We start from the raw sequence: 20,866 nt of genomic DNA on the forward strand, positions 1-20,866 counted from the left end.
ACCAAAAAGGAGAGGTTCTGGTATGAAGAAATGGTCTATCGCTTTAAGCACGCTTATGCTGTGCACGACGCTGCTCGCCGCTTGCTCGGGCAAATCGGCGGAGCCGTCCCCCGACGCCGGTGGAACCTCCAAGCCAGCCGCGGCCGAGAAACCGAAGAACACGTTCACGATGCTGCTCGAAGCCCATCCGAACTGGCCGTACAACAAAGATTGGCCGGTCTGGAAGACGATCGAGGAGAAAACCGGCGCTACGTTCCAGGTTCAGCTGCCGTCCGGGGAATTGAAGGACACGATCAATTTGAACGTCGCTTCCGGCAATATGCCCGACATCACCTTTTTCGCCAGCCGGGCCGACGCCGATAAGTTCGGGCAGCAAGGCGTGCTCGCCGACATTCTCGAGTATAAGAACGTGATGCCGAATCTGACCGCGTGGATGAAGAAATACCCGGACATCGCCAAAGCCGCTCTCGCAGCCAACGGCAAAATGTACATGCTGCCGAATGAAGGCTTCGGCGAGACGAACCGCATCATTTGGATGTACCGGCAAGACATTTTCGACAAACATGGCCTGAAGCCGCCTACAACATACGAGGAGTTCATCACCGTAGGGAAAAAGCTCAAGGAGCTGTATCCGAACAGCTTCCCGTTCGCCTTCCGCACCGGCCCTTCGCTTACGATCATGAACTACACCTCGGCCCAGTTCGGCACGACGAACACGTTCTTCCTCGACGAGAAGACGAAGAAGGTGCGCTACGGTCCGATCGAGGACGACTTCAAGAAGATGGTCGAATTCTTCCATCGGATGAATAAGGAAGGTCTCATCCCGCCCGACTGGCTGACGCTGAACGTGCAGCAATGGCAGAACATGGTCTCGAACGACCAGACGTTCATGATTCTCGACTATATCGGCCGGCTCGACCTGTTCAACATCCCGATGAAAAAGACGAACCCGGCGTTCAACCTGGCGTTCATGCCGCCTCCGGCCGGGATTCCCGGCTCTGCCGTCAATCCGTACACGCATTTCATCGAATCGGGCGTGACCTTCTCCGCGAAATCAAAAAAAGTGAAGGAAGCGATGCAAGCCTACGACTGGTTCTACAGCGAAGAAGCAAAGCAGCTGATGAGCTGGGGGACGGGCGACGAGGTGTATATCACGGAGAACGGGAAGAAGAAGCTGCGGCCCGAATTCCTCGACGTCTCGGACGTGCGCAAGAAGACGGGGCTCGCGACGAACGGAACCTACACGTGGTTCGACTACGACGCGCATCTAGTCCCTGCAACCCCCGAGCAGCGGGCGGCCTACGACCAGGCGCGCAAGTACGACAGCGTGTACCGCGTGAAGCCGCAGTTCAACGAAGGCGAGCTGTCGACCGTCGCGCTGCTGCAGACCGCGGTCGACAAGCACCGTACGGAGCAGCTCACCCGCTTCGTCCTGGGCGAGCGCCCGCTCGACCAGTGGGATCAATACGTAGCCGAGGCCAAGAAGATCGGCGTCGACGAGCTGATGAAGCTGACGCAGACCGCCTACGATCGGCTGAAGTAAGCACTAAGCACATATGGAGTGCGTAATAGGGATGGAAAGAAGGGGCTAGCCGAATTAGGGCTATGCCCCCTCAACCTTACGAGCGGTCGTCATCTCTACCCTTTGACACTCCCAAGCACGATCCCTTTTACAAAAAACTTCTGGAGGAACGGATACACCGCAATGATCGGCAGAGCGCCGAGGAAGATTTGCGCCGACTTGACGGTCTGATTGGACAGCTGCTTCATGAGCTCGACTTCGCTGTCCGACATGGCGCTCATGTCCTGCTGGATGATGACGGTCTGCAGGTAGCTCTGCAGCGGATAATGGGTCGGATCGTTCATATAGATCAGCCCGTCGAACCACGCGTTCCAGTGGCTGACCATCGTGAACAGCAGCACCGTCGCCAGCACCGGCTTCGACAGCGGGATGAACAAGCTCCAGAGAGTCCGGAGGTGTCCCGCGCCGTCGATAAACGCGGCCTCCTCCAGTTCCTTAGGCAGCCCGCGAAAAAAGTTCAACAGCAAAATCATATTGAACACCGGTACCGCGCCCGGCAGCACCAACGCCCAGATCGTATCCATCAATCCGGTATTCTTCACGGTCATGTACGTGGGGATGAGACCCCCGCCGAACAAGATCGTCACGAAAAAATACCAAACGTACACGGTCCGGTACTTGAATTCCCGCGGTTCCTTGGAGAGCGGATACGCAATCAGCACGCACATGACCATATTGATGGCCGTGCCTAGCAAGAGTCGTTGCAGCGACACTCCGAAGGAGCGGGTAAACTCTGCTTTATTTAAGACGAAGGCATACGCCTTCGTCGTGAATTCGATCGGCCACAGCCCCACCCGCCCCGCCGCAGCGGCCCCGCTCGAGCTGAACGACACCGCCAGGACGTGGATGATCGGGAAGAGGCATAGAAAGGCGAGCAGCGCCAAAAATGCATAATTGCTGATCAGGAACAGCCTGCGGCCTATGGACGGGCTCTCTACCATGCTGCTATCCCTCCTGTTGTTGGACGTTGGACGTCAAAAGATGCGGTAATTGGCGAAACGGCTGGCGAGTCCGTACGAAACCGAGATCAGGATCAGGGAGACGACCGATTTCAACAGCCCTACTGCCGTAGATAAGCTGTATTGGGCATCCAGCAAGCCCATCCGATACACCATCGTGTCGATAATGTCCCCGCTCTCGTACACATAGGGACTGTACAGATTGAAGATTTGCTCGAACCCGGCGTTCAGCACTTGGCCGAGACTGAGCGTCATCAGCAGGACGATAACCGGCCGGATGCCGGGCAGCGTAATGTGCCACGTCTGGCGCCAGCGCCCCGCGCCATCGATGACGGCCGACTCATACAGCGCCGGATCGACGCTGGACAAGGCCGCCAAGTAGACGATCGTGCTGAAGCCGAATTCCTTCCACTCGTTCGAGATGACGATCGTGTAGGGGAACCAATCGTTGTCGCCGAGGAAGAAGATGGGCTGGATCCCTACCCAACCGAGCATTTGGTTCACAATCCCCTGGCCGGGGGACAGGATGTCGATGAGAATGCCGGCCAGGATCGTCCAGGACAGGAAGTGAGGCAAGTAGATCATCGTCTGGACCGTCCGCTTGAACGCGGCGCGGCTCACTTCGTTCAGCAGGATGGCCGTGAAGATCGGGACGACCAGTCCGGCGACGATCTTCATCACGGCAATGAAGATGGTGTTCCAGAACACCTCGAGCGTGCTGGGCAGCGAGAACATGTATTCGAAGTTGCGCCAGCCCACCCAGGTCGAGCTCATGATGCCTCTCGCCGGCATGTATTTCTGAAACGCCATCACCAGTCCGCCCAAGGGAATGTAATGATAGATGAACACGATGATCGCGCCAGGCAGGATCATAAGATGGAGCGGGAGCTCCCTGAGACGTTTGGCGTTCATTGCTGCCGCCCTCCTCCGTCATATTTCCGAGCGTCCCCTGTACATCGGCACGTCGGGCTGCGCCTTACTTTTGCTTCGAGTACCATTCGTTCACTTCTTTGGTGATCAAGTCTCCGCCTTGCTTTTTCCAGTCGGCCACATACTTGTCGAACGCATCGATGCCCAAGTTCCCCGTAATGATCTTCACGAAGGTCTCGTTCTTCAATTTGTCCAATTGCTGCGTCCGCTCCACCATCGTCGGCGTAGGCGTGCTGTAGAACAAGTTCGTCACGAACCGGTTGTCTTTAATAATCTGATCGATGATACCCGCCGAGCCGCCCGGACCGTTCTGCGCGAACTCGCCCCAGACGTTTTTCTGCCCGTTCTTGTACAGCATGATTTTGTCGTACACCTTTTTCTTCTCGGGGGCCAGGTCTTCCGGCTTCAGCTTGCCGTCCAGAACGGCGGTAGCCTGGCGGTAGTTCTCGATGTTGTTGTCCGGCAAGTAGATCTTCACCGGCGAGTAAGTCCATAGTGCGGATTGATCGGTTACGCTAGGCACGATGTATTTGTAGTAAACCTCTTCCGACTTGTTGTAATAGTACGTTTGCAGCCAGAAGTCCATCATTTTGAAGATCGCTTCCGGATGTTTGGTCCCCTTCTTCACGACCCAGTAGTAGCCGAACGTGTTGAGCGGCAGTCCGGCCTGGAACGGTTTCCCGTCGACAGTCGTCGGCATCGGATAGGCCTGCCATTCCTGCTCCGGCGTGAGGGTGACGAGCGGGGAATTCGCCGATCCGCGGCCGCCGATCATCATGCCGATTTTGCCGGCGCCGATCGTCTCGTTCACTTTGTTCGTGTCCTTCACGATGAACTCCGGATCGAAGTGTCCCGCCTTGTACATTTCGCTGAGTTTGACAAGCGCTTTGCGCGTCTCCGCTTGAATGTCGTTGTACGCCAGGCTGCCCGAAGCATCCTTCAGCCAAAAGTCCGGATACGCTCCGAAGCCTTGCATGAACCCGCCAGCCAGCTTCATATCTTTATCCATCGCGAGACCAAACGTGTCGTCCTTGCCGTTGCCGTCGGGATCTTTCTTCGTGAACGCCTCCGAGATCGCGACCAGATCGTCAATCGTCTTGGGATCGGGCAAATTCAGCTTCATCTTCCAGTCTTTGCGAATCCACAAAATCGCCGGCCCTTCCTTCGCTACGCCTGTCCAAGGAATCGCCATCAGCTTCCCGTCGAGGGTTGCCGACTTCAATACCGTCTCCCCGGCTCCCTGCATCACTTTCTTGACCGATTCCGGCGCGAAGTCGTTATACGCCTTCGTCATGTCCTCGAGCAGCCCGGCTTCCGCCAACTGCTTGAACTGCTGCGGCGTCGCCGCGAAGAAATCGGGAATTTCCCCGGAGGCGATCATCAGGTTCGTCTTTTTGTCATATTCGGTTTGAGGCACGTACCATTGGAACTTCACTTTTATCCCGAACTTCTCCTCGATGGTGCGCATCCAGATGTTGTTGTTGATGTCTTCATTGTTGAAAAATTTCGTGGTGGGAAAGCTGTAGCCTACCGTAGTCAATTCGATGGAGGGTGAATATTTGTCCGGAACCGCTTGCTTCTCTGCGGAGGCTGTAGCTCCGGGAGCGGGCGTGCCTTTCGTCTCCTCCTTCCCGTCCGAGCTGCCGCAAGCGGTCATCAGTGGAACCGCTACCAAACATAAGCTTACGAGTGCCCCGAGTTGACGCTTCATCCTCTTTCTGCCCCTTTCTTCGTCCCATGTTCGAACAACCTCTCGGTCATCCGTATCCCCATCATAGTAACAGGCTGATCGGCCAAACAAGAAACCATTTCGACAGTTTTATTCCTCCCCGAAGGAACTTCCTCGAAGCCGCATCCGTGTACAGATTGTTACCAAACGGAATAAAACATTCGAAACGGAATAGAGCGGCTCCATGGACGAAAGCGGTTTCTTTAACTATACTCATAAGAACGGGGATTGAAAATCCGGAGGGGGAACGATATGCCGAGATCGTTAAGATTCAATCGCAGATCGCTGTTCAGCAAGCTGCTCCTGGGCTTTATGATCATCATTCTCGTCTCCTTTGCTTTCAATGGGTGGGCGTACCGGTTCTTCCATCGGCAGATGATCGATCAGCTGGTTCATTCAAGCACGCTTGGTCTGGCGAATAAGGTCGACGGCTACGAGAAGCAGCTTTCGCAGATTGACGATCTGCTTACGATGCATTTTTTCGACGCTTCCTTAATGTCGCTTAAGAAGAGCAGCTTCGATTCCAACTTCCCGCGCGTGAACGAGTTGGCCGACCAATTCAGGGCGATTACGATCAAATACAACTCGAGCGTTGAAAACGCCTTCATTTACTATAAAGGCCAAAACTTCGTCATCGACAAAAACGGGTACAGCAGCGCGGAGGACATGTTTGGCAAATATTATATAAGCCCCGGCTACGGGCCCGAATTCTGGGCCGCCCAGTTCAGGGAGGATTTTCATTTGAAGGTGTTGCCGGCCGCCCAATTCAAACGATCCCCCTTAGACTCCTTCCAGGAATCGAAGAGTTCCCGTTATATGCCCGTTATTGTCCGCAATCAGATCGGCAGCCCATTCTATATGGCGGCACTCGTGGATACGGAGCGCATGTTTGGCAGCTTGTCCGGCAGCGGAGCATCCGAAGGATTTTATATTACGGATAGCAACGGTTCCCTATACTTCGGTTCCGGCGCGATGCCGGAGGGAGCCCTGCCTGCCTTGCAGACCGATCGGTCGCATATGCTGTACGACAACAATTACTATTTTTATCAGAAAGGACCTGTGTCCGGGCTGACCTACGTCAGCATCGTCCCTTACGAAGCGATCGCCTCGCAATTGGACCGGATGAGCGCCTTGCTGCTCACTTTGTTCGGGCTGTCCATCCTCGTCAGTATCGCCATCTCGGTGCTGCTCAGCGTGCGGTTCAAAAATCCGGTCCAGCGCATCATCGAAGGACTTCGCGAGATGAATCCCGTCATCCCTCACCGCAGCAAAGTCTATGAGTTCAATGTAATCAGCGAGAGCATGCAGCACATCATCGCCTCCCTCCATCGCAAAGACAGTCTGCTGCAGAAGTACAGTTACTTGGACCAAATCAAAAGCATTCATTCGCTCGACACCGAGCTGCAAGGCCGGGTCGAAACCGAACGGCCGTTTCACTTCCTAATGTTCCAGGTGCATGGTTTATTGAAAGCCCATCCTCTGCTGGAGAGCATTAACCGGAACGTCATGGAGGCGTTCCCGGACTCCATGACGATTCAAATCGAGAAAAACCGAATATTGTCCATTATCTTCGCCGAACAGGATATTTCCCCGGCCATCATGAACATGCTGGACGGTCTGAAGCTGCAGCTCGATCAAGATCGAACTTACGGCCAGGTGACGATCGCCTTCCAGACTCGATTGTGGGAGCCTGCCCAGTTCACGGCCGCTTATGAGGCGGCGAGCGAGATGATCCGGCAGCGCAAGCTGCGGGCGGAGACGCAGATCGTGACCCAACCGGGGAGCGGACCTGCGCTTGCGCTGTGGATACCTGAAGATGAGCGTACGCTCGCCGCACACCTGGACGTTGGGAATGCAGAGCCGCTGCGAACGTTCGTGCAGACCAAGCTGCAATGGCTTGGCAAGCAAGAGGCGGCCGCCTGGCAATATGCGCAATTCGCAGGCGATTTGCTGTCGAAGCTGCTCATGGCGTTAATGGCGCATAAGATCGATACCGGTTTGCTGCAGCCGGAAGGGGAGCCTTCGCCGTTCGACACGATGGAAAGTTTGATGGAACCCGAGGAATATGAAGCGTTTCTAGGAAATATGGTCGAACGGGCCGCAGCGTTGATTCGCGACAAACGCGAGGCTAACGATCCGATCGTGGACTTCGTCATCCGCTTCATCGAACAGCATTACGGCGACGATATTTATCAGGAATTGATCGCCGACCGCCTGAACATCTCCACCGGCTATCTGCGCCATTACTTCAAGGACAAAACCGGCCGGCACATGAGCGATTACTTGAACGAATACCGGATGGGCAAGGCGAAGGAATTGCTGGCGGACACCGAGGAGCGAATCCAGGACATTGCGGCCAAGGTGGGTTACCAGAACGCCAATTCGTTCACGCGCATGTTCCGGCGGCTGACCGGCGTCACGCCGGGAGAGTACAGGCGCGATCGGCGGATGGTGAATTGAGCATTCTTTTAAAAGAGTACAGGTTCGATACAATTAAAGACATAATAAAGATATGCCATAGCCTCGGGAATCGTTTACAATGGGGGTGTATTCACTAAAACCTAACATGAAATGAGGTTGTACGATGAACAAGCTTGCGATCGAAGGCGGTACTCCCGCCCGCAGCAAACCGTTGCCGCCCAACTATCCCGGCGCGGTCGTCATGGGGCAGGAAGAGGCCGATTTCGCGTCCAAAGTCATCCTGGGACAGTCTCCTTTCCGATATTACTCGCCCAACCCGCAGCGTGCCGCCGAACAGCTCGAAGACGCCATGTCCGCCGAGATGAACGTCCCTTACGTACTCGGGGTCACCTCCGGCACCGCTTCGCTCATCGTGGCGATGAAAGCGCTCGGCATCGGCTATGGCGATAAAGTGATCGTGCCTGCTAATACGTTCCTCGCCACGCCCGGAGCAGTCGTCTGCTGCAACGCCGTCCCGGTGTTCTGCGATATCGACGACAGCCTGAACCTGGATCCGGCCGCGCTCGAGCAAGTGTACGACGAAGACGTGAAGGCGATCATCGTCGTGCCGATTCTGGGCAACCCGGTCGATATGGACCCGGTGATGGAATTCGCCCGCCGCAAGAACATCGCTGTCATCGAGGACATCGCCCAATCGTGCGGCGTGAAGTACAAGGGCCGGTACGGTGGTACGATCGGCACGATCGGGGCGTTCAGCTTCCAGATGAACAAGATCATAACCGCCGGCGAGGGAGGAGCCGTAGCGACCCACGACCTGAAGCTGTTCGAGCGCGCATTGCGCTATCACGATCAAGGCCTCGCGCGTCATAAGGCCCGGTATGGCATCGACTCCCCGGACGAGGAGTTCGCCTTCGTCGGACAAAACTATCGGATGAGCGACATTACCGGTGCGGTCGTGTTCGAGCAGTGGAAGAAGCTGCCGGACATCGTCGCCTCGATGCGCCGCAGCCATGAAGCGATTCGCTCCGAGCTCGCTTCCCGCTTCCCGGAGATGCAGTTCCGGCGCTGCCCGGATCCGGACGGCGGCCATATCGGCTCGAACCTGGGCATCATCCTGCCTTCGAAGGAAGCGACCGTTAAATTCAATCAGGCGATGGCGGCTGAGAATATGGGGACCTACATCTTGTATGCCGGCTTGCCCGCTTATCGGACGCCTGCGATCTTCCATCAAAGGACGTCGGATAAGGACAACTTCCCGTTCAACTACCCGTTCAAGAATCCGGTCGTGTACACCGAAGACATGTGCCCTGTTGCGATCGATCTGATCCCGAGAACGGCGTTCCTGCCGATCGCTCCCACCTTGACGGAACAAGACGTGGAGGAGATCATCGAGGGCACCTCCAAGGTGTATCAAGCGCTTCGTGATCAGCAGCTCGTACGGCAGTAGATCGTAGGGTTAGGTAAATCTATCATTAAGAAGCTGCTTTTCCCCGATCCGGGGCTGGAAGCAGCTTCTTGCTTATCGAGGAGTTGTCCCCTGTGGCACAGACGCAATATAACCAGGCTCCCCTGCAGGCTCCGGCCCCGTTGCCGAATCGCTGGGTCATTATGCAGGTGATCAACCTGGGGACGTTCATGAATACGCTCGACGTCGGCATCGTCAACTTGGCGCTGCCGACCATGGCGCATCAATTCAATACGACCCTCGCTTATGTGCAAGCGGTCGTGACCGCCTACCTGCTCACGATGGTGGCCTTGCTGCCGATCTTGGGCAAGCTGTCGGACCGGCTCGACCGCCGCCGCATCTACAGCTGGGGCTTCTTCGTCTTCGGTGCCGGTTCGGCGCTCGCCGCCCTCTCCTCGAGCCTCGTCACCGTCGTGCTCTCCCGCTGCGTGCAGGGCGTCGGCGCAGCGATGATTATGGCGAACAGCCAGGCGATGGTGCGGGCGATCTTCCCGGACCATGAGCGCGGCAAGGCGCTCGGCATCAACACGATCGTCATGTCGATCGGGACGCTGTCCGGTCCGGCGGTAGGCGGCTTCCTGATGGAGATCGGCGGCTGGCCGCTCCTGTTCTGGATCAATGTGCCGTTCGCCATCGTGTCGCTCGTGCTCGGCCTTCGCTGGTTCCCCGATACGGAGAAGGCGTATCATCCGCTCGACCTCATTGGCTCGGCGCTGCTCGCTGCAGCCACGGCGCTGTTGCTTTATGCGGCGGTGGTCGCCGAGCAGCACGGCTTGAATCCGACAGCGCTGGTGTACGGCGTCGCCGGTCTGGCGCTGCTGGCCGCGCTTCTCCTATACGAGCGGCGGCTCGAGCATGGCGTGCTCGACAAGGTGCTGTACACGAACCGGGCGATCGGCCTCGGCAACTTGTCGGCCTTCTTGTTCTACGCCGCCCAGATGGCGTCGCTCATCCCGATCACGTTCTACATGCAGAACGTGCTGCAGCTGTCTACGCGGTCCACCGGCCTGCTCCTGGCCATTCAGCCCATCTTCATGGGGCTGATGGGGCCGGTGGCCGGGTGGTACCGCGACCGCTACGGCGCGCGCATCCCGACGACGGCGGGGGCCGTCTGCTGCGCGCTCGCCATGCTGCCCGCGATGCTCGGCAGCGAGGTGACGGCCTGGGACGCGGCCGTGTATTGCGCGTTGTTCGGCGCGGGCAGCGGCCTGTTCCTCGCCTCGAACAACGCGGACATCATGGCCGGCGCCCCGGCACATAAGGCGAGCCTCGTCGGCAGCATGCTGGCGCTCATCCGCTACCTCGGGATGATCGTCGGCATCGCCCTTGCCGTGCTGCTCGTCGGCCACCTCGGCGGCGACGCCGTGGATCCGGCCGAGATCGCGCCGAAGGTGCGCTGGCTGTTCGCCGTATGCGGCGCCTTCTCGCTCGGCCTGATCGCGCTCAGCTGGACTCGGCCGAAGAAACGGGCGGAGTGAGGGGTTAGGCCGGGTAAGACCCCATAATATGGCTGTTGTAAACCTATGTTTACAAATAGGAAAGCCAAGCTAACAACCCAACTCGAAAATCAGGCGATTCAGGCGATTTGTAAACCAAACTTCTGTTAATAGTGAGGCCGAGCTTACAATTAACAGAAGATGTGTTTACTAAACGGCGAAATAAAGTCAAGTTGAGGCTGAAATTGTAAATAAGGTTTGTTATTAGTAAAGATTGACTTACTATGCGATGTCCAAGGACCCGGCCTCATGCCGGGTTTTTCTTGTTTCTCAGACGAGGCGGACGAGGATTTGGAGGAATACCGTTTTAATGAACAGCGGTTGCTCGTCTTCTCGTTCATCGTGGGAATGCAAGCTCAATCCGCTCCAGATCCTCCGCCTCCAGCTCCCAACCGATGGAGCGGACGTTGTCGAGCAGATGCTCCGGCTTGACCGCCTTCGGGATCGAGATGAGGCCGTCCAACCGGATCGCCCAGTTCAGCGCCACCTGATAAGCGGTCTTGCCATACTTCGCGCCGATCGCCTCCAACAGCTCGCGTTCCGGGGTGCCGGCCGCTGGAAATCCGGGCTTGCCGAACACATGAGGCGCATAGCCGAATGGGGAATAGCCCATGACCAGGATTCCATGCTCCCTGCAATAAGGCCAGATCTCAAGCTCGATATGCCGATCGTTCAAGTGATATGCCACCTGATTGCACGCAAGCGGAATGTCGCCCAATGCCGCTTGTGCTTGCTCCATCAGCTTCACGGAGAAATTGCTTACGCCAACGTGCTTGATCATCCCCGTTCGCACCAACTGTGCCATGGCCTCCATCGTTTCCGCAACCTCATATGTATCGCTCGGCCAATGCTGCAGGTACAAGTCGATATAGCTCGTCTTCAACCGTTCCAAGCTCGCTTCGGCGGCTTGCAGCACGCCTTCGTACGAGCAATTTCGTGCCGACACCTTGGTTACCAGAAACACCTCATCGCGCATCCCCTCGATCGCTTGGCCGACGATCCGTTCGGAACCGCCTTTCGCATACTCTTCGGCCGTATCGAGGAGGGACATGCCTTGGGCAATCCCGAACCGCAACGCTTCAATCTCTTGCCCGGCAGTGGCCGGATTTTCTCCGAATTTCCATGTTCCTTGCCCGATCACGGGTACGTTCACGCATGCGGACACTAAAGTACGGTACAGCATAACCCCACTCCTCTCCTTGCCGTCTCGCTACGATTACTTCCCCCTAAGTGTAAACCACGAAATATTCACCCGCAAAGCAATCTCCGCCAATACAAAAAAAGCAGGCACCCACAAGGCGCCTGCCACTTATTCACCCGCGTCCGCCGGACAAACGACCGGCACATCCGGAACTTCATACCCACCCTCGACCAGACTGCGAACCGGAACCTCCTGCTCCTGATCGGGACGGCCCAGCGGGAAAATCCTCGCCATCTCGTTAGCCGCATCCACATGCTGAATGTAGATCGGGGTGCCGTTCCACCGGACGTCCGCCATCACGGGGGATACGGATATTTCTTGCGCACGCTGCGTATTCATAAGGTTCAACTCCTGCCCAAGGGATCCTGGATGAAAATAAAGTACTGCCCTATTGTGCTCCAAAGACCGTTTCCTTATGAATGTCTTGAATCGGGCCCACAACTCCATTAAGATAAAATAAGCTTCTATCGGTGTATTTCAGTGAAGCGGGTTCGTCCTTAAAACAGCAGTTGATCGAGCGAATAGTCCCCGGCGCCGGCGAAAGCAACCCCAAGGGCGATGGCGATCAAAACGGTATTGTACTCGATACCGCCTGCGGTAACCCAGAAGCCGTTCTTCCCGTGCACCTTCACAATGCTCACGAGCATCGTGCCGATGATGAGCGCGGCTGCGAGCGGGGTCAGGAAGCCGGCCGCGAACAGCAAGCCGCCGCCCAGCTCGGCCAATCCGGCCAGCACGGCCATGAGCACGCCGGGCTTGATGCCGATGGATTCCATCCAGCCGCCGGTTCCTTTGGGCCCGTAGCCCCCGAACCAGCCGAACAATTTTTGCGCGCCGTGGCCGACGAACGTCAGTCCGATCACGATCCGAATAATTAGTAAACCTACGCTTAACATAATAACAACACTCCTTCGAGATGATTTTTTGTTTGTTTCTTACTTTATGTTAGTATATTACTTCTCTGCACTTACTTTTGTCAAGTAACTATGTTATAATAATTTCAGGAGATGATGATCATGGATTCTATGGACTCGATGCACTTATGTCCCAAGTTCGAGAATGCCTTCGAGCTCTTGGGCAAACGTTGGACAGGTCTGATCATTCGCGTCTTGTTAAACGGCCCCAAGCGGTTCAAGGATATCTCGGCTATGATTCCCGGGATGAGCGACCGGATGCTGACCGAGCGGTTCAAGGAGCTGGAGCAGCAGGGGATTATCAACCGCCGCGTCTACCCGGAGATGCCGATCCGTATTGAATACGAATTGACGGAGAAGGGCCGTGCGCTGCAGCACGTTATGGATGAAGTCCAGAAGTGGAGCGATCAATGGCTTGGTTAAGGGATAAGGAAGCCAAAAAGACACTTGCTGTTCCCATTCTGGGATGGCCAAGTGTCTTTTTTATTGTCTGGTCAATACTGCCTGTCCCATGGAACGTAACAGTATGGAAGCCGCCCGCATGTCGCATACTAAGGGCAAACTGTGAGGTCCCCGCCAGGAGCGGCCTGTCTACGCGATGACGGCTGCAGGGATTCCTACGCGCCCCAGGAGGATGCCATGAAGAGAAAAGCGACCCTAGTGTTTACGTTGTTCGCCATCGCGCTCTGCTTGTTCAATTACACCGGGATTGACCCTGACAACATCTTCTTGTTTATGTTCAGCGTACCCGTCTGGATTCTCGAAATATTCTCGGACATTCATTACTACAACATTTACTTCGTCTACGCTCTGACGATCGCCTCATATATGGTCTTCGGCATGATCGGCGACCGCTTCCTGAATGCCAGAAAAGCCCGAGCGTAAGCTCGGGCTTTAACGTCCCCGTACAAACTCATCGGCCTCGCCGCCTGTAGGGAACACCGCTTGCACTGCGGCTACAACATCTTTGGCCATACGGACGACATGGTGCAGCGACGTGTTCTGGAGGATCCAATATTTTTTCGGACCGTCCACGTTCACGATGGCGGCGATCGAGTAGTCGCCTACCGGCGGCAGCCGCTTTCCTACCGACTTGCCCGGCTCGATCGGCATGTTGGCCACCTGGTATTGGCCGACCGACTGCGGCTTGCCCAGGCAGGCGTCGATCGCGATGATCACGCCATCCGGGGGCAACTGCGCGACGCGCTCCTCCATATTGCTTCCGTCGCAAGGCGCACTGAGCGTCCCGACAACCTGCCTATAACCCGCTTCCTCCAGGAACGTGCCCACCAACGGGCCGAGCGCGTCGCCGGTCGAGCGGTCGGTGCCGATACATAAGAACGTGATCGCTTCCAGTCGTACGCCTTCGTCCCGGATCGTCTGGAAAAAGCCCGCGAGCTGTTCGCTCCGCAGCTTGTACCGGTATAAATGGGAGACCTTCTGGCTCTGTGCAGCCGCATGCGGCCTGTTCGGGGTCGGCTCTGGGGGTTGCGAGGACACTGGGCAACGCGCTCCTTCTTCATGCTGGAATGTGGCGGGCGGAAGCCCGAAATGAGGAGCAGTCCCTATTGGAACCGCCCAAGGAATCGATGTACAATGGAATCTATAGCTTAGCTGAGGAGGACCCCTCATGTCGGTTATAGAAGCCGCGGCTGCCATTACTTTGCTCTATTGGCTCTTCATGCTCGTTCAAACCGTTGTCGGCCTGAAGCTTCTGCACCCGCTCCCTGCCGCTGTCGCTGCTCGAGGGAGTGCCGAGAAGGAGAAGCTCCCTCTCGTATCGGTCATTATCGCGGCAAAGGAAGAGGAGTCGACGATCCGGGAGACGGTGCAGCATCTGCTGCTCCAAGACTACCCCCGCTTCGAGATTATCGCCGTGAACGACCGCTCCCAGGACGCGACCGGCCGGAAGCTGGAAGAGCTGCGGCGCTGGTCGCAGGGGCGTCCGGACGGCATCCCGCTCACCATTATTCATATTACGTCCCTTCCGGACGGGTGGCTCGGTAAGAACCATGCGCTGTATCAAGGCTACAAGCAAGCGAAAGGACAATACCTGCTGTTCACCGACGCCGACGTGAAATTCCAGCCGAGCACCATTCGCGATGCTATACAATATGCGGAGCGGCAAGGCGCGGACCACGTCACGATGAGTCCCTATATGAAATCGGGCTCCTTTTGGCTTCGCGCGTTCGTGCATTATTTCCTGTTCTCGCTCTGCCTGTTCATTCGCCCTTGGCGCGCCAACCTGGATCACCAGCACCGCCATGGGATGGGGATCGGCGCGTTCAATCTGATCCGGCGCCACGCCTACGAAGGGATCGGCACGCACCAAGCCTTCGCCTTGAGGCCCGACGACGATCTGATCCTCGGGTCCCGAGTCAAGCGGGCGATGTACAAGCAGCGGTTCGTCACCGGCGTCCGTCACCTGGAGGTGGAGTGGTACCCGAGCTTGTCCAGCGCCGTGCAGGGACTGGAGAAAAACTTCTTCTCCGGCTTCCGCTACCGTTTCTCCTATGCACTGGCGGCCGTTGTGGGGCAGCTGCTGTTCTTCGCCTTCCCCTTCCTGGCGATCTGGATCGTCCCAGGCTGGCCGAGGCTCGCCTATATCGGGAGCGCGGTGATCGCGATCGGCTTGTACCTCCTCACGACGAGGCGATTGTCAGGGGAGTCGGGCCGGGAGGCGATCGCCTTCCCGCTCGCCGTCTGTTTGCTCGTCTATGTACTGAGCCGTTCCGTCTACCTGACGCTGCGCAGAGGCGGCATCTATTGGCGAGGCACGTTTTATTCGCTTCGCGAACTGAAGCGGCGTCGAAGCTGAATTTATGAGAAAAGGAGGCACGGGCCTCCTTTTTCGGCTAATCTTAATATCTGCTTGGCGTCAGACTGGCTCTTTCAACTGCTTCAGTTCCACGCACAACGCTTCGATTTCGCTGATGCTGAAGTTGGTCTTGCTCATAATGAGGTCATAGATGTCCTTGATGTCTTCGTAGCGGTCGATCCCGAAATGCTCGGGCTTGATGGAAGCGGCCGTCACGACCTTCAGCTTGCTCTTGATCTGCTCGACCATGTAAGCGATGTTCGCCTCGCTTGGCGTCATCAAATTCATGTGATGGCTCCTTTCGCAGTGACTCCTCTCATTGTAACACGCGGGGCAAACAAACGACTAGTCTCAGGCAACCTCCCTCCGCTCACACGCTCGTGCGAATAGCCCCCTTCTTCTGGTGGAACAGTATGGAGGCGAAGCCAGCTTGACTGGCCAATACTTCATCGTATTCAGAGGAGCGCCCATGGAGAACAAAACCCACGCCGGCAATTACAAAGGCACCGCCCATATGAGTGCGGAAAATCAGGACATGGCTTTCGTCAACGACGTGCTCGAGAAGGAAGCGTCCGAGCAGACGATTCGCGGCACGAACCAAGAGGAAGAGGACGAGGAATAGGTGGAGGACAGCACAAGGGCAGCGCGGAGGTAAGATTCCGCACTGCCCTTGGCTATGTCGGTGTCGTTAGGCGCTATATGAAGCGTCATTTCTTTTCCTGAATTGGACCCAGAGGGCGAGACCCGCTCGGGCCAGCTGAAGGACGCCGTGCACGATCCTCTCGATCCCATACGCGGCCATGATCAGGATGAAGGGGGTGCTGGGCGCCTTGTACCTGTACATGCCGTCTATGAATAAGAGGATGCAGAACAGGAAGACGGCGATCACGATCCAGAGGAGGATGGACGCCTTCCGGAACAGGCCGTTGCGCACGGCGGCGACAACCCCCAGCAGGAATAGCCCGGTCGGCAGCATGTTCTTGGCGAACTGGACCATCCCGTGCAATGTGGTCAGATCCGTCCTCCACACCCAAGTGCCGAGAAAAGCGGCCGTTCGCTTGGCGTACAGGACGGCGATATCATTCCAATTGTTGACCAGGAAGCTCACGATCAGACTATCCATCACATCGATCTCATAGTCGGGCTTATAGCTATGATCCGACGGCGTCGCCCGGTCGTAGATCCAGCCCTTGGCGTAAATATTGTACAGCACCATCTTGGCGTTGAACCGCAGGGATTCCATGAACGGATCCAGCTTGCCGGTCGCCCATCCATAAACCAAGGCTATAAGTACCGTTGCCGCAGCGCCTCCTAGTACCCACCTGTAACGGTGCAGCCACTCGACTAACCTTTTTCGATTCGCATTGATCAGCAAGTAGATCACTACGCACCCGATTACAAGGATGCCGGTCGGACGGAATATGAGCACGTAGCAGGCGGTCACAACGAACAAAATTTGGAATGTGCGCCTTCCGGAATCCAGAGCCTTGATAAGAAAATACACGCATAAGAGCAGCAGGGTGATAAAGAAGCTGTCGGATAAAATGTAGACGGACCATAAGGTGATGGGCCACGTATAATAACAATACAAATATGAGGCGATAATGGCCGTCGTCCGGTTAAACAGCATGCGTGAAATTTGATAGACGAGAATAACGGCGAGGCCTGCGGTCACCGATTGGAGGAACAGTACGGCAACCGGTTGCTTCCCAATGGCGAGGAGCAGCGCCAGCAAGAAATTGTACCCCATATACAAGATGTCGTCCATGTGCCCGCCGATCGGCTTGCCTGCCAACAGAGCATGCGCATATCTCAGGTACCACTCCGAATCTGCGGCCTTGGGGAAGCTTTGCCCAGGGGACCGCAGGAAAAAGAAATATTGCAATCTCACCTTGAGCGACAGCAGGATAAACGGCAGCATGATGAGCCAATCCCACTTGTTGCATTTGATTATGAATCGCGCGACTGGGCGTCCGTACTTTTCGAATAATGCGAGCATGAATACCCCCGGTTCCATTCGCTGTGATAACGTTTGCAATCATTATAATCAGCGAAATCCAAGGGGCAAATACACGAATCGCAGTTGTTCATGGACGATTAGAAGGATTGCCTCCCCGCTGCCGGGAATTGGCGTATTCGGAAGGAGACTGGCCTGTCAGTTTTTTGAACACCCTGCTGAAATAGAGCGGATCCGGGTACCCTACCTCGCTTGCCACTTGCTTTAACAGCATATAGGGACGTTCGTCCATAAGGCGCTTCGCCTCCCGAATTCGATATTCCATCAAATATTCGAGGGGCGTGATCCCCATTTCCTTTTTGAACAAGACGCTCAAATAGTTGGGGACGAGCTTAAACTCCTTGGACAAGCTGTGCAATGTAATGGTCTTCCGGTAGTGCTGTTTCAAATAGTGCTCCACCTGACCCACGAGCTTATGGACGGGGGCGGCTTGAGGGGCGGGCTGAAGCCCCTTGAACAGGTCGTGAAACAGTGCGGTTACATGCTCCTTCAGCTCAGCATAGGATCGCGAACCGGAGACAGCCATCTCCAAGTCAAGCTGACTCTTCAACCCCTGCTCTCCAAACTCGGTCAAAAGGCGAAACAGCGTTTGCTGGATCCTATACTGAGTGGCATTCCCGATTTCCCAGCTTGCCATCAGCGCATCCAGCGCTTCTTGAAACCGCTGCTCCAGCCTCTGTCCGACCGCAGCGATCGCCTCGGCCGTCTTCTCTGCGAATGTGCGATCGGCTTCAGGCTCCTTCAGCCCGGAGTGGGAAAGGCTCCAGACATGGGTCTTCGCGAAAATCAGCGAGTGTACGAGTTCTCGGCGGAGCTGCTTGCTAGTGGCATGCAGCTCATTCAGCACAAAGCCCGACGCCATGACCCCGGCAACCGGCATCGGCTGACTCTGCAAGCTGGGCAGGAACCGGTCCAGACAAGCCTGTAACCGGTCCCTCGCGTCGCCCGCGGAAGCGAGAAGAAGCATCCGCTCATTCGGCCTCTCGCCTGGCAATACCCAATGCCGAATCCCGAGTTCCTCACAGCTCGCTAAATCCTCCTCGAGCAGTTTGGAGGACCACCATGCCTCGCCGGCATTCAAGTCCGCCACTCCGTTCGAGTAAGGCCCCGCGCACAAGAGAAGCAGGGCATACTCAGCATGCAGCATCGTCTGGGGAACGTTGTCCACCCGGATGCCCTGCATGAGCTTGCCAAGCGCCTCCTGTTCCCGGCTGCTGGCAAGCTCACGGTGCTTCCCCTTCAGCTTGTGCAGCAGCTCCTGAATCTCCTTGGCCGTAGCCGGTTTCAGCAAATAATCGTCCGAGGCATGCGTCAGGATGGCCTCCCGCACATACTCATAATCGGAATACGCGCTAATAACCGCCGTCAGGAGCTCCGGCTTCCGCTTCTTCGCTTCCCCGAGCAGCTGCAAGCCGTCCATCCGCGGCATTCTCATATCCGTGAGCAGCACGTCCGGGTCGAAGGCCTTCATCAGATCGAGCGCCTCCACCCCGTCATACGCTTCCGCCACGCTCACCCCTTCGACATCCGCTTTCAGAATCAGTTTTTTCATCCCGCGGCAGATCGCCACTTCGTCATCAACCAGCAATATTTTGAACATCCGTCTGCTCTCCCTCGCACCCCATGTAGACTGAGGCGCCTCCCGCCTTATTGTTGGAAAGTTCAAACCGCAGCTTATCTCCGAACGTATGCAGCAGCCGATTGTACGTGTTCAGCATGCCCAGGCCTCCTTCATCGGCATGCAGGCCGAGCCGGCCCACCCGCTCCCGTTTGCGAGAAAACTCCTCCAAATAATCGGCCCGGAACCCGTCGCCGTCATCCTGGACTCGCACCTCCCAGCCGGCTCTCTTAACCGACACGCGAAGCTCGATACGCCACGGATACTTTTTGCCGACGAAGCCATGCTTCATGCAATTTTCCACGAACGGCTGCACCGACAGCTTGGGCACGCGAACCGAGGAAAGATCCCCTTCCAGCTTGACGTCCACCACGAGATGCTCCCGGTAACGTGTCTTCATGATCTCGATATAATGCAGCGTATGGTCAACTTCTTCCTGCAAGAACACAAGCTCCCCGCTGTCATATGTGACGTATCGCAGCATTCGGACCAGCCCGTTGGTAATCTTGGGAATTTCTTCGTTCCCCTCCTCCATGCCGAGCATGCCGATCAGCGTCAGCGTATTGTACAGAAAATGGGGGTTCATCTGGGCTTGCAAGGCAATAAATTGGGCCTGCAGCTCCCTGGAATGCGCTTCGACCGCTTGCCGCTTGGATTCCTCCATCCGCTGCAGCATGCTGGTAAAGGCATGGTACAGGTGAACGATTTCGTTCTGGGTTCCCTTCGTGTCCAGGCCGGCAAACCGCTTCTCCAGCTGTTCGTTCGTCCGGGCGTCTCCCGGAATGCGAGCCATCGCCTGGCTAAGCTGGACAAGCGGCCGAGTCGTCCTGGATGTGAAGATGAAGAATAAGACGAGCGAAATGAGCGATAGGCCCCCGGCAATGGCCGCCATCCAATAGCCGGTTTTGCGCACGGACGTAAGCAGCATATCCATAGGCTGGGTCACGACCAGCCTCCAGCCGGAGTGAAGCAGCTTGTTCTCCGCGGTAACCTCATTGGCCGATGCAGGCTGAGGAGGAGAAGCCGGATACAGGATCTCATTGTTGTCGCCATAGAGAATCACTTGTTTGCTTGTTGTGTTAGGAGTGCCCTGGGACAACATCGCTTCCAGATAAGAGTAAGGAATCTGGACTTCGATGATCGTTCCGGGCACGGCGCTGCGAATGACGGACACGACCATTTTCCCCTTGGAGTCCCAGTCGTCCCGATGCGGAGGCACCACCAGGACGGGCTTCGCCTGAAGCTCGCCGAACCAGGACAGCCCGGCAATACTTTTTCGCACTTGTTCCCGGTTGTAGGACGAGCCGAATGTGAGGAAAGTGCCGTTCTCCTTGATGATCGAAATCCGGTTGAAGCTGTCCGGTTCGATCTCCAAGTCCAACCGCATCTTATTAAACACGTTGATCACCTTGTTATTGGTGTTCGCGTCGGGCGTCTCCTTCATCCAGTTCTCGATTGAAGGATTCGCCAGCGTATTCACCGCCAGCCCGTCGGCCGCCGCGATCGCATTGTCCAACCGCTCGGCCAAACTCGTCACTTCCCAGCGGAACGACTCCGACAGCGTACGGTAAGCCAGGGATTGGTAGTATTTATAAAAGCCCACGTAGGAGAGCGGGATAACCAGGAACACGATCAGGGCATAGATGGCCAACAACCGGGTTAGCAGACTCCATTTTTTAAACATGGCTCAGACTCCTTTATGCTTCTCAAGAGCAA

19 protein-coding genes are annotated in these 20,866 nt (G+C 56.4%); 8 read left to right on the plus strand and 11 right to left on the minus strand.

Translation table 11 applies throughout. The annotated features are described in order from the left end of the window. Positions 1–22 precede the first annotated feature (22 nt). Positions 23–1,543: an extracellular solute-binding protein gene (locus tag ACI5FR_RS00275; RefSeq protein WP_405448766.1), complete on the plus strand. Its 1,521-nt coding sequence runs from the start codon at positions 23–25 to the stop codon at positions 1,541–1,543. 95 nt (positions 1,544–1,638) lie between these two features. Here the strand turns inward: ACI5FR_RS00275 and ACI5FR_RS00280 are convergent, their stop codons facing one another. The 3 genes from ACI5FR_RS00280 to ACI5FR_RS00290 all read right to left on the minus strand — a co-directional run bounded on the left by ACI5FR_RS00280 (position 1,639) and on the right by ACI5FR_RS00290 (position 5,182). Next, entirely contained in the window at positions 1,639–2,523 is an 885-nt protein-coding gene (locus ACI5FR_RS00280) for a carbohydrate ABC transporter permease (protein ID WP_405448768.1), read from the minus strand. 33 nt (positions 2,524–2,556) lie between these two features. Continuing rightward, a complete protein-coding gene (locus tag ACI5FR_RS00285) occupies positions 2,557–3,453 on the minus strand; it encodes an ABC transporter permease (RefSeq protein WP_405448771.1) in 897 nt (298 codons plus the stop codon). Positions 3,454–3,517: 64 nt separating this feature from the next. Beyond that, positions 3,518–5,182, minus strand: coding sequence for an extracellular solute-binding protein (locus ACI5FR_RS00290; RefSeq protein WP_405448774.1), 1,665 nt, complete (start codon positions 5,180–5,182; stop codon positions 3,518–3,520). 270 nt (positions 5,183–5,452) lie between these two features. Here ACI5FR_RS00290 and ACI5FR_RS00295 point away from each other — a divergent pair, with 270 nt between their 5' ends. The 3 genes from ACI5FR_RS00295 (at position 5,453) to ACI5FR_RS00305 (ending at position 10,564) form a co-directional block, all read left to right on the plus strand. Continuing rightward, complete coding sequence (locus tag ACI5FR_RS00295) at positions 5,453–7,660, plus strand: AraC family transcriptional regulator (protein WP_405448777.1); 2,208 nt, start codon at positions 5,453–5,455, stop codon at positions 7,658–7,660. Between the two features lie 124 nt (positions 7,661–7,784). Beyond that, positions 7,785–9,068 carry a DegT/DnrJ/EryC1/StrS family aminotransferase gene (locus ACI5FR_RS00300; RefSeq protein ID WP_405448779.1) on the plus strand — a complete coding sequence of 428 codons (1,284 nt, stop codon included), beginning with the start codon at positions 7,785–7,787 and terminating at the stop codon, positions 9,066–9,068. A gap of 92 nt (positions 9,069–9,160) precedes the next feature. Continuing rightward, positions 9,161–10,564 (plus strand): MFS transporter, encoded by a 1,404-nt coding sequence (locus tag ACI5FR_RS00305; protein WP_405448782.1) that lies wholly within the window; start codon positions 9,161–9,163, stop codon positions 10,562–10,564. Positions 10,565–10,919: 355 nt separating this feature from the next. On the opposite strand, the gene ACI5FR_RS00310 is transcribed toward ACI5FR_RS00305, so the two are convergent. The 3 genes from ACI5FR_RS00310 to ACI5FR_RS00320 all read right to left on the minus strand — a co-directional run bounded on the left by ACI5FR_RS00310 (position 10,920) and on the right by ACI5FR_RS00320 (position 12,679). Continuing rightward, a complete protein-coding gene (locus ACI5FR_RS00310) occupies positions 10,920–11,765 on the minus strand; it encodes an aldo/keto reductase (protein ID WP_405448783.1) in 846 nt (281 codons plus the stop codon). Positions 11,766–11,891: 126 nt separating this feature from the next. Then, a complete protein-coding gene (locus tag ACI5FR_RS00315) occupies positions 11,892–12,122 on the minus strand; it encodes an H-type small acid-soluble spore protein (RefSeq protein WP_405448785.1) in 231 nt (76 codons plus the stop codon). 158 nt (positions 12,123–12,280) lie between these two features. Further along, a complete protein-coding gene (locus tag ACI5FR_RS00320) occupies positions 12,281–12,679 on the minus strand; it encodes a DoxX family protein (protein WP_405448787.1) in 399 nt (132 codons plus the stop codon). A gap of 129 nt (positions 12,680–12,808) precedes the next feature. Here ACI5FR_RS00320 and ACI5FR_RS00325 point away from each other — a divergent pair, with 129 nt between their 5' ends. After that, the gene (locus ACI5FR_RS00325; protein ID WP_405449780.1) at positions 12,809–13,120 is read left to right on the plus strand and encodes a winged helix-turn-helix transcriptional regulator; all 312 of its coding nucleotides are present in this window, start codon (positions 12,809–12,811) and stop codon (positions 13,118–13,120) included. A 216-nt stretch (positions 13,121–13,336) separates the two neighbouring features. After that, entirely contained in the window at positions 13,337–13,582 is a 246-nt protein-coding gene (locus ACI5FR_RS00330; protein WP_405448789.1) for a hypothetical protein, read from the plus strand. 9 nt (positions 13,583–13,591) lie between these two features. Here the strand turns inward: ACI5FR_RS00330 and yyaC are convergent, their stop codons facing one another. Beyond that, positions 13,592–14,197 carry a spore protease YyaC gene (gene yyaC, locus ACI5FR_RS00335; RefSeq protein WP_405448792.1) on the minus strand — a complete coding sequence of 202 codons (606 nt, stop codon included), beginning with the start codon at positions 14,195–14,197 and terminating at the stop codon, positions 13,592–13,594. A gap of 130 nt (positions 14,198–14,327) precedes the next feature. Here yyaC and ACI5FR_RS00340 point away from each other — a divergent pair, with 130 nt between their 5' ends. Further along, positions 14,328–15,515 carry a glycosyltransferase family 2 protein gene (locus tag ACI5FR_RS00340; RefSeq protein WP_405448794.1) on the plus strand — a complete coding sequence of 396 codons (1,188 nt, stop codon included), beginning with the start codon at positions 14,328–14,330 and terminating at the stop codon, positions 15,513–15,515. 60 nt (positions 15,516–15,575) lie between these two features. Here the strand turns inward: ACI5FR_RS00340 and ACI5FR_RS00345 are convergent, their stop codons facing one another. Continuing rightward, on the minus strand, positions 15,576–15,803 hold the full coding sequence (locus ACI5FR_RS00345; protein ID WP_405448796.1) for a DUF1128 domain-containing protein: 228 nt from the start codon (positions 15,801–15,803) through the stop codon (positions 15,576–15,578). 181 nt (positions 15,804–15,984) lie between these two features. On the opposite strand from ACI5FR_RS00345, the gene ACI5FR_RS00350 reads away from it, so the two are divergent. After that, positions 15,985–16,137: a hypothetical protein gene (locus tag ACI5FR_RS00350; RefSeq protein WP_405448797.1), complete on the plus strand. Its 153-nt coding sequence runs from the start codon at positions 15,985–15,987 to the stop codon at positions 16,135–16,137. A 66-nt stretch (positions 16,138–16,203) separates the two neighbouring features. Here ACI5FR_RS00350 and ACI5FR_RS00355 read toward each other — a convergent pair whose 3' ends face one another. The 3 genes from ACI5FR_RS00355 to ACI5FR_RS00365 all read right to left on the minus strand — a co-directional run bounded on the left by ACI5FR_RS00355 (position 16,204) and on the right by ACI5FR_RS00365 (position 20,834). Next, entirely contained in the window at positions 16,204–17,514 is a 1,311-nt protein-coding gene (locus tag ACI5FR_RS00355) for a glycosyltransferase family 39 protein (protein ID WP_405448799.1), read from the minus strand. 88 nt (positions 17,515–17,602) lie between these two features. Then, complete coding sequence (locus ACI5FR_RS00360) at positions 17,603–19,132, minus strand: response regulator transcription factor (protein WP_405448801.1); 1,530 nt, start codon at positions 19,130–19,132, stop codon at positions 17,603–17,605. Beyond that, on the minus strand, positions 19,110–20,834 hold the full coding sequence (locus tag ACI5FR_RS00365) for a sensor histidine kinase (RefSeq protein ID WP_405448803.1): 1,725 nt from the start codon (positions 20,832–20,834) through the stop codon (positions 19,110–19,112). The genes ACI5FR_RS00360 and ACI5FR_RS00365 overlap by 23 nt, the downstream gene beginning before the upstream one ends. Between the last annotated feature and the right edge of the window lie 32 nt (positions 20,835–20,866).

Source organism: Paenibacillus sp. HJGM_3, from assembly GCF_045062745.1.
GTDB lineage: Bacteria > Bacillota > Bacilli > Paenibacillales > NBRC-103111 > Paenibacillus_AA.

Excerpts from the sequence above, each read along its gene's own strand:
- ACI5FR_RS00310 (WP_405448783.1), bottom strand. The coding sequence starts at position 11,765 with ATGCTGTACCGTACTTTAGTGTCCGCATGCGTGAACGTACCCGTGATC.
- ACI5FR_RS00285 (WP_405448771.1), bottom strand. The coding sequence starts at position 3,453 with ATGAACGCCAAACGTCTCAGGGAGCTCCCGCTCCATCTTATGATCCTG.
- ACI5FR_RS00355 (WP_405448799.1), bottom strand. The coding sequence starts at position 17,514 with ATGCTCGCATTATTCGAAAAGTACGGACGCCCAGTCGCGCGATTCATA.
- ACI5FR_RS00290 (WP_405448774.1), bottom strand. The coding sequence starts at position 5,182 with ATGAAGCGTCAACTCGGGGCACTCGTAAGCTTATGTTTGGTAGCGGTT.
- ACI5FR_RS00325 (WP_405449780.1), top strand. The coding sequence starts at position 12,809 with ATGGACTCGATGCACTTATGTCCCAAGTTCGAGAATGCCTTCGAGCTC.
- ACI5FR_RS00300 (WP_405448779.1), top strand. The coding sequence starts at position 7,785 with ATGAACAAGCTTGCGATCGAAGGCGGTACTCCCGCCCGCAGCAAACCG.
- ACI5FR_RS00275 (WP_405448766.1), top strand. The coding sequence starts at position 23 with ATGAAGAAATGGTCTATCGCTTTAAGCACGCTTATGCTGTGCACGACG.
- ACI5FR_RS00345 (WP_405448796.1), bottom strand. The coding sequence starts at position 15,803 with ATGAATTTGATGACGCCAAGCGAGGCGAACATCGCTTACATGGTCGAG.
- ACI5FR_RS00350 (WP_405448797.1), top strand. The coding sequence starts at position 15,985 with ATGGAGAACAAAACCCACGCCGGCAATTACAAAGGCACCGCCCATATG.
- ACI5FR_RS00295 (WP_405448777.1), top strand. The coding sequence starts at position 5,453 with ATGCCGAGATCGTTAAGATTCAATCGCAGATCGCTGTTCAGCAAGCTG.
- ACI5FR_RS00340 (WP_405448794.1), top strand. The coding sequence starts at position 14,328 with ATGTCGGTTATAGAAGCCGCGGCTGCCATTACTTTGCTCTATTGGCTC.
- ACI5FR_RS00280 (WP_405448768.1), bottom strand. The coding sequence starts at position 2,523 with ATGGTAGAGAGCCCGTCCATAGGCCGCAGGCTGTTCCTGATCAGCAAT.
- ACI5FR_RS00320 (WP_405448787.1), bottom strand. The coding sequence starts at position 12,679 with ATGTTAAGCGTAGGTTTACTAATTATTCGGATCGTGATCGGACTGACG.
- ACI5FR_RS00315 (WP_405448785.1), bottom strand. The coding sequence starts at position 12,122 with ATGAATACGCAGCGTGCGCAAGAAATATCCGTATCCCCCGTGATGGCG.
- ACI5FR_RS00365 (WP_405448803.1), bottom strand. The coding sequence starts at position 20,834 with ATGTTTAAAAAATGGAGTCTGCTAACCCGGTTGTTGGCCATCTATGCC.
- ACI5FR_RS00330 (WP_405448789.1), top strand. The coding sequence starts at position 13,337 with ATGAAGAGAAAAGCGACCCTAGTGTTTACGTTGTTCGCCATCGCGCTC.
- ACI5FR_RS00360 (WP_405448801.1), bottom strand. The coding sequence starts at position 19,132 with ATGTTCAAAATATTGCTGGTTGATGACGAAGTGGCGATCTGCCGCGGG.